Here is a 19,374-nt window from a genome sequence, read left to right as displayed (position 1 = left end):
ACGACGAAATCGAATTCTAACGAATTACCGATTTCTGTCCCACTCTCTTTTTTAGTCTATGCATCCTTGCAAGCACATCTGGTTCTATGGCTAGAAATGTGTTATAATATAGCAAATGTAAGTTTAGGAGAAGAAGATGTTTATCATTGAAGTGATAAAAGCGATTCTTTTTGGAATCGTTGAAGGAGTCACCGAGTGGCTTCCAATCTCAAGTACAGGTCATTTGATTTTGATCCAAGACTTTATTCAGTTTAAGGATCAAAACCCTGCCTTTATGGAGATGTTTAATGTCGTTATTCAGCTTGGTGCTATTATGGCCGTCGTCGTGATTTACTTCGACAAGCTTTATCCCTTTAAGCCTGGAAAATCGAAAAAAGAGGTGAGACGGACTTGGCAATTGTGGGCCAAGGTTGCTGTGGCGACCCTGCCTTTGCTCTTTGTCTTTAAATTAGATGATTGGTTTGAAGCTCATTTTCATAACTCTTTTTCTGTAGCCATCATGCTGATCACCTATGGGTGGGCCTTTATTTACCTTGAAAAACGAGAGCAAGTAGAACCAGAAGTGACGGAATTACACAAGTTGCCTTATAAGACTGCTCTCTATATTGGTTTGTTCCAAGTCTTGTCACTTTTCCCAGGGACCAGTCGGTCAGGTGCAACGATTGTAGGTGGTTTGGTCAATGGAGTTAGCCGTTCTGTTGTGACAGAATTTACCTTCTATCTGGGGATTCCTGCCATGTTTGGAGCTAGCCTATTAAAGGTCGCTAAGTTTGTCTTGGGAGGAAATGCTTTAAGTTTCAGCCAAGGGACGATCCTTTTGGTCGCTATGGCAGTTGCCTTCGGAGTCAGTATGGTAGCAATTCGCTTCTTGACAGATTATGTTAAAACTCATGACTTCACGGTTTTTGGAAAATATCGGATTGTTTTGGGAGCGATTTTGCTGGTCTATGCAGTAATTAAAATCTTTATCTAATCATGAGATAGGAGTGCTTCTTCTTTCACTTCAAATGGCTATGTTTGAGGGGGGAGGAAGTGCTCTTTTGTTTAAGGTTTTTTCATATCTGAGGTGGGGGTCATGTTTTGAAAAATATGTCCCTTTTTAGTATAATAGAAAGACTAACAGTATGAGGTGCAGTCATGAAGATGAAGCAAATCAGTGATTCAACCATTAAAATCACGATTCAATTAGAGGATTTAGAGGAACGAGGCATGGAAATGGCCGATTTTTTGGTGCCTCAAGAAAAAACAGAAGAATTTTTCTATACCATCTTAGATGAATTGGAAATGCCAGAAAGCTTCTTAGACAGTGGCATGTTGAGTTTCCGAGTGACTCCTAAGCCGGATAAGCTCGATGTTTTTGTGACCAAATCAAAAATTGACCAGCATCTAAATTTTGAAGATTTTTCCGACTTGCCTGATATGGAAGAATTGTCGCAAATGTCTCCGGACGAATTTATCAAGACCTTGGAAAAAACCATCTCTGAAAAGAGTAAGGGAGACGGCGATGCTATCCGTCATTTAGAAGCTGAGGAATTGGCTGATGAGAATCAGCTTTCAGAAGAAGATACACCGAATCATCCAGTAGATACACGGTATATTTATTATATCCTCCAGTTTTCTCAGTTAGAAGAAGTGATTCGGTTTACAAAAACAGTTCATTATGCGGTCGAGACTTCGGAACTTTATAAAATGGACGGGGTTTACTATTTAACCGTCTTGATTGATTTGGAAGGGTGCCCGCAAGATTATCCAGGTTGGCTCTTGGCAACCATGCGTGAATATGCGGAAGATACAGATACTACTAGAGCTGTCCTCCAGGAACATGGCCATCTCTTGCTCGTCTCAGATGCTATTCACGAACTTCAAAAGGTTAATTTGGTATGATTACTTTTCCATTACAATTTATCCTGGTCCTGATTGCAACTTTTTTGATCAGTTTGATTCTAACTCCCTTTGTGAGGTTACTGGCCTTTAAAATAGATGCCGTAGACTATCCAAATGCGCGTCGGATCAATAAAAAACCCATGCCCAGCGCTGGTGGTTTAGCCATTCTTCTTGCTTTCACCATTGCAACCGTGGTATTGCTACCGATGATTACCAAAGGCTATGTAGCTAAGACATCATATCTGACCTATACTTTACCAGTTGTTGTTGGAGGATGGATCATTGGCCTGACTGGTTTAATCGATGATATAAAAGAATTATCACCGCGGTTAAAGATGTTGGGGATTTTCCTAGGGGCCAGTGTGATCTGGTTCTTTACAGATTTTCGCTTAAATGATTTCAAGATCCCTTTTGGAGGGCCATTTCTTCATTTTGATCCCTGGTTGTCCTATATTTTAACAGTCATTTGGATCATTTCGATTACCAATGCAGTCAATTTGATTGATGGTTTGGATGGCCTGGTCAGTGGGGTTTCGATTATTTCCTTGGTGACGATGGGGATTGTTTCTCATTTCTTTCTCCCAGTGCCCAATCTCTTTCTGACTATGACGATTTTTGTCTTAGTCATGGCCATTGCTGGTTTCTTCCCCTTTAATTATCATCCAGCGATTCTTTATTTAGGGGATACAGGAGCCCTCTTCATTGGTTTTATGATTGCTGTTTTGTCCTTGCAAGGTCTTAAGAATGCGACGGCTGTTGCAGTTGTTACGCCGATGATTATCTTGGGAGTTCCCATTACGGATACCTTTTTAGCGATTGTTCGTCGGACTCTCTCTGGTCAGAAGTTCTATGCCCCAGACCGGAATCACTTGCACCATCGCCTACTTTCTTTGGGCTTAACGCATCGTGGAACCGTCTTGGTCATCTATGGGATTTCGATGATTTTTGCTATGATTTCTCTTCTATTGAATATTTCGACTCGTATTGGTGGCGTTCTGCTTGTCATCGGTTTGGTATTAGGAGTTGAATTATTAGCAGAATTGATTGGAGTCCTAGGTCCGAACCATAGTCCGCTCCTAAATTGCTTACGCTATATAGGAAATTCTGCCTATCGAGAGGAAGTTCGACAAAATAGAAAAAATAAGACTAAATAAGAACGATTCTAAACACCAGAAAAGCCTTTTAGGCTTTTTTTTGTTATACTAGATAAGACAAAACTCTATAGCAGAAAGGAATACAAATGTCAGTATTAGAGATTAAAGATCTTCATGTAGAAATTGAAGGCAAGGAAATTTTAAAAGGCGTGAACTTGACCCTTAAAACAGGGGAAATCGCAGCCATCATGGGACCTAACGGGACAGGGAAATCCACCCTATCTGCAGCGATCATGGGGAATCCAAACTATGAAGTGACCAAGGGTGAGATTCTATTTGATGGAGTGAATATCCTTGAATTGGAAGTGGATGAACGTGCTCGCATGGGCCTTTTCTTGGCTATGCAATACCCATCAGAAATTCCAGGAATTACCAATGCTGAATTCCTTCGTGCAGCCATGAATGCAGGCAAAGAAGAGGACGAAAAAATTTCTGTTCGTGATTTCATCACAAAATTGGACCAGAAAATGGAACTCCTCAATATGAAGGAAGAGATGGCAGAACGCTATTTGAACGAAGGTTTCTCAGGTGGTGAGAAGAAACGCAATGAAATTCTGCAATTATTGATGTTGGAACCGAAGTTTGCCCTCCTTGATGAGATTGACTCTGGTTTGGATATCGATGCCCTTAAAGTAGTTTCAAAAGGGGTCAATGAAATGCGTGGCGAAGGTTTTGGTGCCATGATCATTACCCACTACCAACGTCTTTTAAACTACATTACTCCTGATGTGGTTCACGTGATGATGGAAGGTCGTGTTGTCCTTTCAGGTGGCCCTGAGCTTGCTGTGCGTTTGGAGCGTGAAGGATACGCGAAATTAGCAGAAGAGTTAGGTTACGACTACAAAGAAGAACTCTAATCTTGTGTCCAAAACTGAACAGGATCTTTGAGGAGGAGTAAATGACCAAAGAAAATATCAAACTTTTTTCAGAAATGCATGCAGAGCCCCAATGGTTGCAGGACTTGCGTCAGAAGGCTTTTGATAAAATTGATGATTTAGAACTACCCGTGATTGAACGCGTGAAATTTCATCGTTGGAATCTTGGCGATGGAACGATCACAGAAAGTGAGCCGCTCACGGCTGTGCCAGACTTTACTGCGATTGACAATCAATTAAAATTGGTTCAGCATGGAACCCATACAGTATTTGAACAGATTCCAGTTGACTTGGCCAACCAGGGAGTCATCTTTACAGACTTCCACTCAGCCCTGGAAGTAATTCCAGAGGTCGTAGAGGAATTTTTCATGTCATCCGTTAAATATGATGATGACAAGTTGGCAGCCTACCACACAGCTTATTTCAATAGTGGAGCTGTTCTCTATATTCCAGATCATGTAGAAATCGCGGAGCCAATCGAGGGTGTCTTCTACCAGGATAGTGATAGCGATGTGCCATTTAACAAGCACATCTTGATTATCGCTGGTAAGAACAGTAAGCTTAGTTACCTTGAACGGTTAGAGTCACGTGGAGAAGGTAGTGCTAAGGCAACTGCTAATATCACAGTAGAAGTCATTGCCCGTTCGGGTGCGCAAGTGAAGTTTGCTGCGATTGATCGTCTTGGTGAGAATGTCACTGCCTACATTAGCCGCCGTGGGAAACTAGGCAAGGATGCTAGCATTGACTGGGCAATCGGTGTCATGAACGAAGGAAATATCGTTGCTGACTTTGATAGTGACTTGATAGGAAACGGCAGCCATGCAGACCTGAAGGTCGTAGCCCTATCTAGTGGTCGTCAGGTACAAGGGATTGATACCCGTGTAACCAACTATGGTTGCAATTCGGTAGGGAACATTCTCCAACATGGTGTCATTCTTGAAAAGGCAACCTTGACCTTCAACGGGATTGGCCACATTATCAAGGGAGCAAAAGGGGCAGATGCCCAACAAGAAAGCCGTGTGTTAATGCTTTCTGACCAAGCTCGTTCCGATGCTAACCCAATTCTTTTGATCGATGAAAATGATGTGACTGCAGGTCACGCGGCTTCTATCGGTCAGGTAGATCCAGAAGACATGTACTACCTCATGAGCCGTGGCTTGGATCAGGCAACTGCAGAACGCCTAGTGGTTCGTGGTTTCCTTGGATCAGTGATTGTGGAGATTCCAGTCCAAGAAGTTCGTGAAGAAATGATCCAAACCATTGAAGATAAATTATTGAAGAGATAAACATGATAGATGTCGAAAAGATTCGGAAAGATTTCCCGATTTTAGATCAAATAGTGAATGATGAGCCACTTGTCTATTTAGATAATGCAGCGACGACACAAAAACCAAAAGCTGTCTTAGAGGCGGTGAATCGCTATTACCAAGAGGATAACGCCAATGTTCACCGCGGGGTTCATACCTTGGCGGAACGGGCGACCGCGTCCTATGAAGCAGCAAGAGAAACGGTCCGTCGTTTTATAAACGCTTCCTCGACCAAAGAGGTCTTGTTTACGAGAGGGACCACGACAGGCTTGAACTGGATTGGGCGGTTTGCAGAGGAAATCCTCGAAGAGGGGGATGAGGTCCTCATCTCTATTATGGAACACCATTCCAACATCCTTCCTTGGCAGGAAGCTTGTCGGAAGACAGGGGCGAAGTTGGTCTATGCCTACTTGAAAGACGGTGGTCTGGATTTAGAGGATTTCCGAGAAAAATTGACAGATCGAACCAAGTTTGTTTCCATTACCCATGCTTCTAACGTTCTCGGGGTGATCAATCCTATCCAGGAACTCGCTCAATTAGCCCATGAAAAAGGTGCTATTATGGTAGTGGATGGGGCCCAATCAGTCCCCCATATGAAAATTGATGTTCAAAAACTAGATGCAGACTTCTTTGTCTTTTCCGGACATAAAATGGCTGGACCGACAGGAATTGGAGTCTTGTATGGAAAAGAGCACTATCTCAACCAAATGTCACCTGTTGAATTTGGTGGGGAAATGATTGACTTTGTCTATGAACAATCCGCAACTTGGAAGGAACTCCCTTGGAAATTCGAAGCAGGGACTCCAAATATGGCTGGCGCTATTGGTTTAGCTGCGGCGATTGATTATTTAGAGGCTATTGGCATGGATGCCATTGAGCATCACGAGCAAGACTTGATTGCCTACGTCTTTCCCAAACTTCAAGCAATTGAAGGCTTGAAAATCTATGGCTCCCAAGATTTAGCGAAACGCTCTGGGGTGATTTCCTTCAACTTAGGGGATCTGCATCCTCATGATCTTGCGACTGCCCTGGATTATGAAGGGGTTGCCGTTCGGGCAGGCCACCATTGTGCTCAACCTTTGATCCAGTATTTGGAGGTTCCAGCGACTGCTCGGGCTAGCTTTTATCTCTACAATACAAAGGAAGACTGTGATAAGCTTGTAGAAGCGCTGATAAAAACAAAGGAGTTTTTCAATGGCACTTTCTAAATTAGATAGCCTCTATATGGCTGTAGTAGCTGACCATTCAAAAAATCCCCATCACCATGGAAAGATTGAAGGGATTGAACAAATCAACTTAAACAATCCAACTTGTGGCGATGTGATTAGTTTGTCTGTTCAGTTTGATGATGAAGGAGTAATCAAGGACATTGCCTTTGTCAACTCAGGTTGTACGATTTCGACGGCTTCTGCTAGTATGATGACGGACGTTGTCCTAGGAAAATCCAAAGAAGAAGTGCTAGAGTTGGCGACTATTTTTTCAGAAATGGTCCAAGGCAAAGAAGATACCTGTCAAGACCAGTTGGGAGATGCAGCCTTTTTAGCTGGGGTTGCTAAATTTCCACAACGGATCAAGTGCTCGACCCTGGCTTGGAATGCTCTCAAGAAAGCAATCGATGCTCAAGCCTAATGATAAATAAAAGTGATGAAGATTCAAGTCTGTTTTTTAACCGAGCTTCTGGTGAGAAGTGCTATCAACATTCGGCTGCTGATGATCCAGATTAGAAAAAGTAATCACATGTAAAGAGCGCTAAAAAGAAAATGAAAGGAAAGATATGACAGAAGAAAGAGTAGAACCAAAACCAATTGATCTTGGTGAATATAAATTTGGCTTTCACGATGATGTAGACCCAATCTTGTCAACAGGAAAAGGGTTGAATGAATCGGTTATTCGCGAGTTGTCTGCTGCGAAAAATGAGCCGGAATGGATGCTGGAGTTCCGTTTGAAGTCTTATGAAGCATTTAAAAAAATGCCGATGCAAACTTGGGGAGCAGACTTGTCAGATATTGATTTTGATGATTTGATTTATTATCAAAAACCATCTGATAAACCTGCACGTAGCTGGGATGAAGTGCCTGAAAAAATTAAGGAAACATTTGAACGGATTGGTATTCCAGAAGCAGAGCGTGCTTACCTGGCCGGAGCAGCTGCTCAGTATGAGTCTGAAGTAGTTTACCATAACATGAAGGAAGAATTCCAAAAGCTCGGAATCATTTTTACCGATACAGATTCGGCTTTGAAGGAATATCCAGACTTGTTTAAGCAATACTTTGCTAAGTTGGTACCTCCAACGGATAATAAGTTGGCAGCCCTCAACTCAGCTGTTTGGTCAGGTGGAACCTTTATCTATGTGCCGAAGGGTGTTATGGTCGATGTTCCTTTGCAGACCTACTTCCGGATCAACAATGAAAATACAGGTCAGTTTGAGAGAACTTTGATTATTGTTGACGAAGGCGCTAGCGTCCACTATGTAGAAGGATGTACAGCACCGACTTATTCAAGCAATAGCCTGCACGCAGCCATTGTCGAAATTTTTGCCTTGGATGGCGCTTATATGCGTTACACGACCATCCAAAATTGGTCCGACAATGTCTATAACTTGGTAACCAAACGGGCCAAAGCAACCAAAGATGCGACAGTTGAATGGATCGATGGAAACCTCGGAGCTAAAACGACCATGAAATACCCGTCTGTTTATCTGGATGGAGAAGGCGCGCGTGGGACTATGCTTTCTATCGCCTTTGCAAATGCGGGGCAACACCAAGATACAGGTGCTAAAATGATCCATAATGCTCCACATACCAGCTCTTCAATCGTCTCAAAATCCATCGCGAAAGGTGGAGGGAAGGTTGACTACCGTGGACAAGTGACCTTTAATAAAGATTCAGCGAAATCTGTCAGTCACATTGAGTGTGATACCATTATCATGGATGACTTATCTGCATCAGATACCATTCCATTTAATGAAATTCATAACTCGCAAGTTGCTTTGGAGCACGAAGCTAAGGTTTCTAAGATTTCTGAAGAGCAACTCTATTACCTCATGAGCCGTGGTTTATCAGAATCAGAAGCGACTGAAATGATCGTCATGGGATTTGTAGAGCCCTTCACTAAAGAACTTCCAATGGAATATGCAGTTGAGCTGAACCGATTGATTAGCTACGAAATGGAAGGATCTGTCGGTTAAGGAGATAAAAGGAGAAGCCAATGGGATTCCTAAAAAAATTATTTGGTAATGTCGAAAAAGCGAATAAGGGCGAAATTCCTGCAGAAGAAATTATTCCGCCATTTACAAACGATTTAGCTGAAGAAGCAGATGACTATTGGAGACAGATGGAACAAAATCTCTTGATCAATGCTGTGAAGGCTGTTGGCGGTCCTGATAAAGCGGATCGTGCCTTTATGCTAGTGAATTTTAAGCCGGGTCAAGAAACATTTGATTTGTATTATCAAATCGATGGGAAATTAATTTCTTGGCAAGAATTGGATCCAGAACTTGTAGAAAAAATCCGCCTTCAACTCTTGCCTCAAGCCCCAGCTGTATCCCATGCAGTCAATGAAAATTACGAAGCTGCCAATGTTCCTATGATTAGTTATGCCATGCTTCAATTAGAAACGGCGACCATGGCTTGGTTTGGTCGGAAGCTAACAACAGCTACACCTGAAGCTAGCTTATCTTTTGAAGAATTGGTAGCAGGTTGGCGTGCGGTGATTGAACAAGAAATCCCGACTCATCCAATAGACAGCGACACTGCTTTTCCTTATTTCGAAGTTCGATAGAAGTTCTGTTGACGGAATTGAATAAACAAAAAAAGAGGGTGACCTCTTTTTTTGTTTATGAGCATTTATAGTTTTTCGTTGACGTAACGAACAAATTGATTCCACCACACTTTTAAGAAGAAACTTTTTTGGATATTTTCTCCGCTCACCATTTCCATACTAGGGGCTTTACCTTCGATATACCCTCGACCGATGGGTTCTGGATCAGTGTAGGTAAGGGTTCCGAGAGAAGTACCTTTCTTTATAGGAGCGCTAAATGAAGCTTGGCTACTTTTAAAGGTGATTTTAGCTTCTGCTTGGCTTCCTTGTCGTTCAATCACAATGAAGTCATCCTTGGCGACAGCGGTGGCACTTGTTTTTTTACCATCAAGGACTGTTGATTTACTGTTGTTGTAGGCTTCGCCTTTGCTGACAATCAGACTTGCAATAAAGTTTTGACTCACATAATTCATAAGGTTGGCTGTTGCAACAAATCGTGCGTAGGGATCTCCATCGATTGCCTCAACACCAATGACAACAGTGATCATGCGAATACCATTTTGATTGGTAGAAGCAACAAATGAAATCCCCCCTTTATCGGAATTTCCGGTTTTTAGGCCATCCACTCCTGCTCGATAGTTGGGCATGTTTTCCAACATATAGTTGCTGCTCTCCAATTGAATTCCAGCAAATTCTGCATGGGAAAGGGAGGTGATTTTTGTAACTTCAGGATAGTCTTCCAGAAGATGTTTTGCGATGACTGCTACATCATAAGCACTCAGCTTGTTTTCTGTATCTTTCTTTTTGTTTTCCTCATCCTCATCCCCATCAATGATAGATTGGTTCAAACCACTAGCATTCACAATCGTCGCATCTGTAATCCCCCAATCTTTGAGCTTCGCTTTCATGAGCAGGACGAATTGTTCTTCGTTACCAGCTACTTTTTCAGCTAAGGCAATGGCAGCGCTATTGGCGTTTGATACGAGGAGAGCAGTGAGCAGGTCCTTAACCTTGTATTTACGAGCTTCCATGGGGACATTGCTGATTCCTTCAACAGCGGTCAGTTGGTAGGCTTTGTCCGAAATATCTACGTCATCATTTAAAGAGATTTTTCCTTGCTGAATGGCTTCGTAAACGAGATAAGTGGTCAAAAGGTTGCTGATTCCGCCAACCTCTTTTTTCTCATCACTATTTTTTTCGTAGAGTATTTTACCTGTTGTCCCATCAATCGCAATAGCATGCTGGGCTCCAAGGTCTAGGTCCTCCGCTCTTACAGGAGAAGTACTGAGAAGGGTAAGAATTATACAAAGAAGTAAAGTGATTATTTTTTTCACGTTTGAATCCTCGATTGTTTTTTGTCTCTACTATTGTATCATAAAAGAAGGCAACTGCTTTAATCCTATTTTCACCTTCACTTAATTTAAAACTCTATAAGTAAATTGTAAAGATAGTTGGTAAAATGGAAGAAATAGTGTATAATGGTAGAAAACCTAACATAAGGAGATAGTGATGAAAGTAAATAAACGGTTTGTACTGGCCGGTGTTTCTCTAGCCAGCGCTCTTCTATTAACAGCATGCGGTGGTGGAAGCAGCAATCAATCTACTTATTCTTATATTTATTCAACGGATCCAAATACTTTGGACTACATTGCATCGACTCGTACAACGACGTCTGATATTACAAGTAACCTTGTTGATGGTTTGTTAGAAAATGATAAATATGGAAATTTAATCCCAAGTTTGGCAGAAGACTGGACAGTTTCAGAAGATGGCTTGGTCTATACCTATAAACTTCGAAAAGATGCTAAATGGTACACCAGTGAAGGGGAAGAATATGGTGCTGTAACAGCTCACGATTTTGTGACAGGAATCAAACATGCTGTGGAATCAAAATCAGAAGGTCTCTTCTTAATCCAAAACTCCATTAAAGGTTTGGATGCCTATGCCAAGGGTGAAACAACAGATTTTAAGACAGTTGGCGTGAAAGCTCTAGATGATTACACCGTTCAATATACCTTGGAACGCCCAGAAAGCTTTTGGAATTCTAAGACGACATCAGGCGTCCTTTTCCCAGTTAACGCAGCGTTCTTAGAATCTCAAGGAAAAGACTTTGGTTCTTTAAAACCAAGTAGTATTCTCTATAACGGTCCCTATTATTTAAAGAATTTAACTTCAAAATCTCAAATTGAACTTGTAAAAAATAAAGAATACTATGATGAAAAGAATGTTCATATTGATAATGTGAGGTTGACTTACAATGATGGATCAGATCCAGAATCAGTCATCAAGAAATTTGAGAATGGACAATATTCATTTGCGACGGTAATGCCAAATAGCTCCACTTATAAGAGTGTGAAAAAGAAATTTGGTGATAATATTGTTTATGGTGTTCAATATGGTACATCTTACTATCTAGGCTTCAACATCGATCGTCAGAAGTATAACCATACAGCCAAAACGACAGATGCTCAAAAATCGTCTACAAAACAAGCGATTTTAAATAAGGATTTCCGTCAAGCTGTCAACTTTGCCTTTGACCGTGAAGCCTATGCTGCACAAACATCTGGCGCAGATGCAGCGACCAAGATTCTTCGAAACACCTTGGTTCCACCGACTTTTGTTCAAGTAAATGGCGAAGAGTTCGGTAAGGTTGTCGAGAAACAATTGGTGACCTATGGGGATGAGTGGAAAGACGTAAATCTAGATGATGCCCAAACCACCCTCTACAATCAAGAAAAAGCCAAGGCTGAATTTGCAAAAGCTAAAGAACAACTGCAAAAAGAAGGGGTACAATTCCCAATTCATTTGGATTACGTTGTCAGTCAGACAGATAACAGCCAGGTACAACAAGCTAGCTCCTTCAAACAATCCGTAGAAGCTGTTCTTGGTGCAGACAATGTTGTCGTAGATATTCAGAAATTATCTGATGATGACTTTAACAATATTACCTACTTTACAGACACTGCTGCTGAGAAAGATTATGACCTTGCAGGCGGAGGATGGGTTCCAGACTACCAAGATCCATCTACTTATTTAGAGAGTTTAAGTCCTGTTAACGGTTCTGTTTTCTACTATCTAGGTGTGGATGCAGGTTCAAACAGCCCTGCTATTACAGCAGTTGACTTTGGGAAGTATGCAGAGCTCTTAAAAGATGCCAATGCAGAAGTGAGTGACCAAGCTGTACGGTATGAGAAATACGCAGCCGCTCAAGCATGGCTAACCGATAGTTCGTTGATCTTACCAACTGTTTCAAATGGTGGAACGCCAATGTTGCAACGGACTGTCCCATATAGTCGTGCTGCTTCATGGGTTGGAACAAAAGGTACAGGAACCAACTATAAATATCTTGAACTTTCAGAAGAAGTCATCAAGACAAAGGATTACGATGCAAGTAAAGAAAAATGGTTGAAAGAAAAGGCTGAATCCAATAAAAAAGCCCAAGAAGAATTAAAGAACCACATCGAATCGAAATAGCTGGGATAGTAAGAACGCATAAGTTTAAGTAGGGGAAGGAGCCACTAAAAAGGATTGATTTTTTAGACAGTCCTCCGCTTAGTGGCTCCTTTCACTTGCCAAATATTCAGAAAATTTAGTTTACTTTTTGTCTCACTTATGCTATAATTCTATCTAAATTCAATAAAATGGAGACTCAAAATGAAAAAAAGTAAAGTTTTTGCATTTGCCGGAGTAACATTGCTCGCAGCAACTTTCCTTGCAGCATGTTCTGGCTCAAAAGATAGCAAGTCTGCATCAAAAAAAGATACAACATATGGCTATGTTTATACAGATGATCCAACAACTTTGGATTACACTGTATCTTCAAAAGCTTCCGTACACGATATTACAACAAACGGTGTAGATGGTTTGTTGGAGAACGACAAGTACGGAAACCTTGTACCATCTATTGCTGAAGATTGGTCTGTTTCAAAAGACGGTTTGACCTATACTTATAAAATCCGTAAGGGTGTTAAATGGTATGATGCTGACGGTGAAGAGCATGGTGAAGTAACAGCTCATGACTTTGTTACTGGATTGAAGCATGCGGCAGATAAAAAATCAGAATCTCTTCCATTGGTAAAAGACTCAATCAAAGGATTGAAAGACTACTCAGAAGGAAAAATTTCAGACTTCTCTGAGGTTGGGGTCAAAGCAGTAGATGATTATACACTTGAGTATACTTTGAACCAACCAGAAACTTTCTGGAATTCAAAAACAACTAATGGTGTTCTTTTCCCAATTAGTACAGATTTCTTGAAGAGCAAGGGTGATGAATTTGGTCAGCCAGGTAATGTCAAATCAATCTTGTTCAATGGTCCATTCCTTTTGAAATCAATCACTTCTAAATCAGAAATCACTTTTGAAAAGAACGAAGATTACTGGGATAAAGACAACGTTCATATCGACAAGATTAAATTGTCTTATTATGATGGATCAGATCAAGATTCCTTGGCGCGCGGTTTTAGCGATGGTTCATATACCAAGGCGCGTCTATACCCTGCTAGCTCTAACTTTGCATCTGTTGAAGAAAAATACAAAGATAATATCTACAACACACAGCCTGGTTCTGGTGTAGCAGTTTTAGGTTTCAACATTGACCGTCAAGCCTACAACCATACTTCTAAGACGTCAGATGACCAGAAATCTTCTACTAAGAAAGCTATCTTAAACAAGAATTTCCGTCAAGCGATCACCTTTGCCTTGAACCGTGAGAATTATTCAGCGCAAGTCAATGGTAAAGACTATGCTAAGGCTGCTATTCGGAATATGTACACCGCACCTGCCTTTGTTCAAGTAAATGGTAAAGACTTTGGTGATGTAGTAGCAGACAAGTTGCAAACTTATGGAGATCAATGGAGCGGTGTGAATCTTGCAGACGGTCAAAACGGACTCTATAGCAAGGAAAAAGCAAAAGCTCAGTTTGAAAAAGCAAAAGCTGAACTCCAAAAAGATGGTGTTCAATTCCCAATCCACTTGGATGTTCCGGTTGCACAAAACTCAACAAACTTTGTGTCACGGATGCAATCCTTCAAACAATCAGTTGAAGAAACACTTGGTACAGAAAACGTTGTTGTGGACCTTCAAATGATGGACCAAGATGAAGTCTTGAACATTACATTGAACGTACCATCAGCTGCAGAAACTGACTGGGATCTTCAAGGGCTTGTAGGATGGAACCCAGACTACGATGACCCATCTACTTACCTTGATACCTTGCAACCATCTTCACCAGACCAAACTAAGACTTACCTTGGATTTGCTGGTGGTGTCGATAATGCCTCTGCTAAGGCTGTTGGCTTAGATGAATATGCGAAATTGCTTGATGATGCAGAAAAAGAAACCCTAGACGTAGTAACACGTTACGACAAATTTGCAGCAGCGCAAGCTTGGTTAACAGATAGCGCATTAGTGATTCCAACTATGACAAGCTCTGGTGCAGCTACAGTTGTTTCAAAAGTGGTTCCATTCTCTGAACCTTCCTCACAAACAGGTAACAAAGGATCAACTTATTTCAAATATGTTGAAGTTCAAGATGAACCTGTCACTAAAAAACAATATGATCAAGCACGTGAAAAATGGTTGAAAGAAAAAGCTGATTCAAATAAAAAAGCTCAGCAAGAACTAGAAAAACACGTTAAATAATCACCTTCATCAGAACTTTCTCTAATAGGGGAGAAAGTTCTTTTGAACATTAAAGGAACGGAATATGAAAAAATATATATTTATGCGTATTTTACGTTCGTTAGTGTCGATCTTTTTAGTTACGACATTGACGTATACAATTATTTATACGCTAACCCCAAGAAATTTAATTTTCAAAAACGACCCTAACTACAATAAGATTGCAAAGACTAAGGATTCTAAAATCAATTATGAAAACACAGTCTATGATCGTATGGGGTATATAGAATATCTTGATTCAAAAGCTTTGAAAGAAAAAGCAAGCAAGGAAGACTCATCAGTAACTGTAGAGCCTACTAAAGAAAATGAAAAGATCTACAAAAAGTACATTTCTAATCTTGGAAATGGCTGGGTATTGAAACGTTTCCCTGAAAACAAAGGCTTTTACGCAACTCGTGAAGTCCCTGTCTTTGAACGTGTTATTGGATTCTACGGCAATCTGATTCAGATTGATCATCCAAATGTCATCAAAGATGCTTCAAATCCAAAACTTGAACGCTATATTCGCATTGAAAATGACCCAGCTATTGGTTGGTCAGTAGTTGGTTCGGGGACTAAACATAAATATCTTTTGTATTTCAATGGTCAATTCCCGTTCATTCATCAAAATTTTGTATCGTTAAACTTGGGTGAATCTTATCCAACTTATTCAAATACGCCGGTTCTTCAGGTTATTACACAAGGACAAGGTACTACTAAAAAGAGTGAAGTAAACTTCCCAACAGGGAAAAAAGAATCTTCTATCGATATCTACTCACGTACTTACAAATCACCAAGCAAGGCAGATGCTCAAGATATTGCCCGCTTTGGTGAAGGAGATGCTTATACAGCAACTTTGAGTAACTATGAAAATCCATCCATGATTGTGAGCTCTTCTATTATCGGCTTGATCGGGATTGCAATTGCTTACTTGATCGCAATTCCTTTGGGATCATACATGGCCTTGTTGAAGAACACATGGTTTGATAGTGCCTCAACAGCTGTCTTGACATTGATGATGGCTCTTCCAACGATTGCCTTGGTCTACATCGTCCGCTTGGTTGGTTCAACAATCGGTCTTCCAGACTCTTTCCCAGTCTTAGGAGCTCAGGACTGGAGATCGTACGTTCTTCCTTCTGTCATCCTGGGACTATTGACCGCTCCAGGTTTAGCTGTTTGGATTCGTCGTTATATGATTGACTTGCACTCACAAGACTTTGTCCGTTTTGCACGTGCTAAAGGACTTTCTGAAAAAGAAATTTCACGCAAGCATATTTTCAAGAATGCCATGGTTCCAATCGTTACAGGTATTCCTGTTCAGTTGGTCTTGGTTATCTCAGGAGCTACCTTGACAGAAACTGTCTTTGCCTACCCTGGTATGGGTAAAATGTTGATTGATTCCATCAAAGCATCGAATAATACCATGGTGGTGGGTCTTGTCTTCATCTTCACCGTTCTTGCTGTATTTGGAGCGATGGCCGGTGATATTCTCATGGTTATGGTAGACCCTCGTATCAAATTGACAACTAAGAAAGGAGGCAAATAATGTCTACAATCGATAAAAAGAAATTCCAATTTGTTGAACGTGACGACTTTGCCTCTGAAACAATTGATGCGCCGTCGTACTCCTACTGGAAATCAGTATTTCGCCAATTTTTTAAAAAGAAATCAACCATTTTCATGTTAGCAGTCTTGGTGGGAATTCTCTTGATGAGTTTTGTTTATCCAATGTTTTCAAACTTTGATTACAATGATGTAAGTAAAGTAAATGATTTCACTGCTCGTTTGAATCCTCCAAGTGCCAAAGCTTTCTTTGGTACAGATAACAATGGTAAATCGTTGTTTGATGGAGTTTGGTTTGGTGCCCGCAATTCGATTATCATCTCTTTTATTGCTACCTTGATCAACGTTGTAATCGGTGTAGTGATTGGTGGGATTTGGGGTGTGTCAAAATCAATCGACCGCTTCATGATGGAAGTTTATAACGTTATTTCAAACGTTCCATTCATGTTGATTGTTATTGTCTTGACTTACTCAATCGGAGCTGGTTTCTGGAACTTAATTTTGGCGATGACGGTAACAGGATGGATTGGGATTGCTTATTCTATCCGTGTCCAAATTATGCGTTACCGTGATTTAGAGTACAACTTGGCAAGCCGTACTTTGGGGACTCCAACTCTAAAAATCGTGACAAAAAACATTTTACCGCAATTGGTATCTGTTATTGTGACGACAACAACTCAATTGTTGCCAGCCTTTATTTCAACTGAAGCCTTCCTTTCCTTCTTTGGATTGGGATTGCCAATTACAGTTCCAAGTTTAGGTCGTCTGATTTCAGACTACTCACAAAACGTAACAACCAATGCGTATCTTTTCTGGATTCCATTGACAGTCTTAGTCTTGGTATCCTTGTCATTCTATATCGTTGGACAAAACCTTGCAGATGCCAGCGATCCACGTACACATAGATAGGAGGAGTAGGTATGACAAATGATAAAAATGTAATCTTATCTGCTCGCGATATCGTAGTAGAATTTGATGTTCGGGATCGTGTCTTAACAGCCATTCGCAATGTGTCCTTAGACCTTGTTGAAGGTGAAGTTATGGCACTTGTTGGTGAATCAGGTTCTGGTAAATCTGTTCTCACAAAAACCTTCACAGGAATGTTAGAAGACAACGGACGAATTGCCAATGGTAACATTAATTATCGTGGGCAAGAATTAACAGAACTCAAATCAAACAAAGACTGGGAAGATATCCGCGGTGCAAAAATTGCAACCATCTTCCAAGATCCAATGACCAGTTTGGATCCGATTAATACAATCGGATCCCAAATTACGGAAGTTATTATTAAACACCAAGGCAAAAGTGCCAAAGAAGCCAGAGAAATGGCCATTGATTATATGGAAAAGGTGGGAATCCCAGAAGCGGAACGTCGCTTTGATGAATATCCTTTCCAATATTCAGGCGGGATGCGCCAACGGATCGTTATTGCTATTGCGCTTGCTTGTCGCCCAGATATCTTGATCTGTGACGAGCCGACAACGGCCCTTGACGTAACCATCCAAGCCCAGATCATTGACTTGTTGAAATCATTGCAAAAAGAATATAACTTTACAACAATCTTTATTACCCACGACTTAGGTGTGGTCGCAAGTATTGCAGATAAGGTTGCCGTAATGTATGCTGGTGAAATTGTAGAATTTGGTAAAGTAGAAGAAATCTTCTACGATCCAAGACATCCTTATACATGGAGTCTCCTTTCAAGTTTGCCACAATTGTCTACCTCTAAAGGTGATTTATATTCTATCCCAGGGACTCCTCCATCATTGTATTCACCAGTAAAAGGGGATGCCTTTGCTTTGCGTTCAGACTATGCAATGCAAATTGATTTCGAGGAACATCCACCAGTCTTCAATGTTTCAGATACACATTGGGCTAAAACATGGCTCTTACATGAAGATGCACCAAAAGTCAATAAACCAGAAATTATTGATAATCTTCATGAAAAGATTAGTGCGAAAATGGGATTCACTACAATCAAGGACTAGGAGAAGGAAATGACAGAAAAATTAATAGAAGTTAAAGATCTAGAAATTTCCTTCGGTGAAGGAAGTAAAAAATTTGTAGCTGTAAAGAATGCAAATTTCTTCATCAACAAAGGAGAAACATTTTCTCTTGTTGGTGAGTCTGGTAGTGGGAAGACGACAATTGGTCGTGCAATCATTGGGTTGAATGACACTAGTGCAGGCGATATTCTATATGATGGTAAAAAAATCAATGGGAAGCAATCGCGCAAGGATGAAAATGAATTAATACGTAAAATTCAAATGATCTTCCAAGACCCGGCAGCAAGTTTGAATGAGCGTGCAACTGTCGACTACATTATTTCAGAAGGTTTGTACAATTATCACCTATTCGACAATGAAGAAGACCGAGTACGTAAAGTAAAAGAGATTATGCATGAAGTGGGCCTTCTAGCAGAGCATTTGACTCGTTATCCCCATGAATTCTCTGGTGGACAACGCCAGCGGATTGGGATCGCTCGTGCCTTGGTAATGGAACCAGAATTTGTTATCGCAGACGAGCCTATTTCAGCCCTTGACGTATCCGTACGTGCGCAAGTTTTAAATCTCCTTAAGAAATTCCAAAAAGAGTTGGGATTGACCTATCTCTTTATCGCACACGATCTTTCAGTCGTTCGATTTATTTCTGATCGTATTGCGGTTATTTACAAAGGAGTTATTGTAGAAGTAGCTGAAACGGAAGAGTTGTTCAACAATCCAATTCATCCTTATACACAATCTCTCCTGTCTGCAGTTCCTATTCCAGACCCAATTCTAGAACGTAAAAAAGTTCTGAAAGTTTATGATCCTGATCAGCATGATTATTCAACCGACAAACCAGAAATGGTAGAAATCAAACCTGGACATTACGTTTGGGCAAATAAAGCAGAACAGAAAAAATATAAAGAACTTGTATAAACATAAGAAAACGAGAAGAACACGCTTCTCGTTTTCTATTTTTTTAAAAAAGAAAAACTTTTTTTAAAAAAATAGAAAAAAGATGTTGACAAGTATTTATGGACGTGATATACTAATATAGTTGTCGCGCGAGAGCGACAAAGACCTTTGAAAACTGAACAAGACGAACCAATGTGCAGGGCACTACAACTGATGTTGTAGTACTGAACAATGAAAAAACAATAAATCTGTCAGTGACAGAATGAGTTTAAGA

Annotated in this window: 16 protein-coding genes; 15 read left to right on the top strand and 1 reads right to left on the bottom strand. The window is 40.6% G+C overall.

Features of this window, described 5'->3' with window-relative positions; genetic code table 11:
- The first annotated feature begins 136 nt into the window (after window positions 1-136).
- The 9 genes from ADF75_RS00595 to ADF75_RS00555 all read left to right on the top strand — a co-directional run bounded on the left by ADF75_RS00595 (window position 137) and on the right by ADF75_RS00555 (window position 9,000).
- Window positions 137-973, top strand: coding sequence for an undecaprenyl-diphosphate phosphatase (locus ADF75_RS00595; RefSeq protein WP_048692043.1), 837 nt, complete (start codon window positions 137-139; stop codon window positions 971-973).
- Between the two features lie 164 nt (window positions 974-1,137).
- Window positions 1,138-1,884, top strand: a complete 747-nt coding sequence (gene mecA, locus ADF75_RS00590; RefSeq protein ID WP_006594967.1) for an adaptor protein MecA — start codon at window positions 1,138-1,140, stop codon at window positions 1,882-1,884.
- Complete coding sequence (locus ADF75_RS00585) at window positions 1,881-3,038, top strand: glycosyltransferase family 4 protein (RefSeq protein ID WP_048692036.1); 1,158 nt, start codon at window positions 1,881-1,883, stop codon at window positions 3,036-3,038. The genes mecA and ADF75_RS00585 overlap by 4 nt, the downstream gene beginning before the upstream one ends.
- Before the next feature lie 86 nt (window positions 3,039-3,124).
- Window positions 3,125-3,895, top strand: a complete 771-nt coding sequence (sufC, locus tag ADF75_RS00580; protein ID WP_048692034.1) for a Fe-S cluster assembly ATPase SufC — start codon at window positions 3,125-3,127, stop codon at window positions 3,893-3,895.
- Between the two features lie 41 nt (window positions 3,896-3,936).
- Window positions 3,937-5,199, top strand: a complete 1,263-nt coding sequence (gene sufD, locus ADF75_RS00575) for a Fe-S cluster assembly protein SufD (protein ID WP_048692032.1) — start codon at window positions 3,937-3,939, stop codon at window positions 5,197-5,199.
- 2 nt (window positions 5,200-5,201) lie between these two features.
- The gene (locus ADF75_RS00570; RefSeq protein WP_048692027.1) at window positions 5,202-6,428 is read left to right on the top strand and encodes a cysteine desulfurase; all 1,227 of its coding nucleotides are present in this window, start codon (window positions 5,202-5,204) and stop codon (window positions 6,426-6,428) included.
- Window positions 6,415-6,849: a Fe-S cluster assembly sulfur transfer protein SufU gene (sufU, locus tag ADF75_RS00565; protein ID WP_048692025.1), complete on the top strand. Its 435-nt coding sequence runs from the start codon at window positions 6,415-6,417 to the stop codon at window positions 6,847-6,849. Before ADF75_RS00570 ends, sufU begins: the two co-directional genes overlap by 14 nt.
- Window positions 6,850-6,994: 145 nt before the next feature.
- Window positions 6,995-8,407, top strand: coding sequence for a Fe-S cluster assembly protein SufB (gene sufB, locus ADF75_RS00560; RefSeq protein WP_048788755.1), 1,413 nt, complete (start codon window positions 6,995-6,997; stop codon window positions 8,405-8,407).
- A 20-nt stretch (window positions 8,408-8,427) separates the two neighbouring features.
- On the top strand, window positions 8,428-9,000 hold the full coding sequence (locus tag ADF75_RS00555) for a hypothetical protein (protein WP_048788754.1): 573 nt from the start codon (window positions 8,428-8,430) through the stop codon (window positions 8,998-9,000).
- Window positions 9,001-9,065: 65 nt separating this feature from the next.
- On the opposite strand, the gene pbp3 is transcribed toward ADF75_RS00555, so the two are convergent.
- Window positions 9,066-10,313, bottom strand: coding sequence for a D-alanyl-D-alanine carboxypeptidase PBP3 (gene pbp3, locus ADF75_RS00550; protein WP_048788753.1), 1,248 nt, complete (start codon window positions 10,311-10,313; stop codon window positions 9,066-9,068).
- 175 nt (window positions 10,314-10,488) lie between these two features.
- On the opposite strand from pbp3, the gene ADF75_RS00545 reads away from it, so the two are divergent.
- From ADF75_RS00545 to ADF75_RS00520, 6 genes are all read left to right on the top strand, one after another.
- On the top strand, window positions 10,489-12,453 hold the full coding sequence (locus ADF75_RS00545) for a peptide ABC transporter substrate-binding protein (protein WP_048788752.1): 1,965 nt from the start codon (window positions 10,489-10,491) through the stop codon (window positions 12,451-12,453).
- Window positions 12,454-12,633: 180 nt separating this feature from the next.
- Window positions 12,634-14,619, top strand: coding sequence for a peptide ABC transporter substrate-binding protein (locus ADF75_RS00540; protein WP_048692009.1), 1,986 nt, complete (start codon window positions 12,634-12,636; stop codon window positions 14,617-14,619).
- A 64-nt stretch (window positions 14,620-14,683) separates the two neighbouring features.
- Window positions 14,684-16,183: an ABC transporter permease gene (locus ADF75_RS00535; protein ID WP_048788751.1), complete on the top strand. Its 1,500-nt coding sequence runs from the start codon at window positions 14,684-14,686 to the stop codon at window positions 16,181-16,183.
- Complete coding sequence (gene oppC, locus ADF75_RS00530; protein ID WP_048692005.1) at window positions 16,183-17,109, top strand: oligopeptide ABC transporter permease OppC; 927 nt, start codon at window positions 16,183-16,185, stop codon at window positions 17,107-17,109. The genes ADF75_RS00535 and oppC overlap by 1 nt, the downstream gene beginning before the upstream one ends.
- Before the next feature lie 11 nt (window positions 17,110-17,120).
- Entirely contained in the window at window positions 17,121-18,188 is a 1,068-nt protein-coding gene (locus ADF75_RS00525; protein ID WP_048788750.1) for an ABC transporter ATP-binding protein, read from the top strand.
- 9 nt (window positions 18,189-18,197) lie between these two features.
- Entirely contained in the window at window positions 18,198-19,121 is a 924-nt protein-coding gene (locus ADF75_RS00520; RefSeq protein ID WP_048692002.1) for an ATP-binding cassette domain-containing protein, read from the top strand.
- Window positions 19,122-19,374 lie beyond the last annotated feature (253 nt).

Source organism: Streptococcus sp. 1171_SSPC (assembly GCF_001069335.1).
Taxonomy (GTDB): domain Bacteria; phylum Bacillota; class Bacilli; order Lactobacillales; family Streptococcaceae; genus Streptococcus; species Streptococcus xiaochunlingii.
This window is presented reverse-complemented; position numbering and strand designations above follow the sequence as displayed.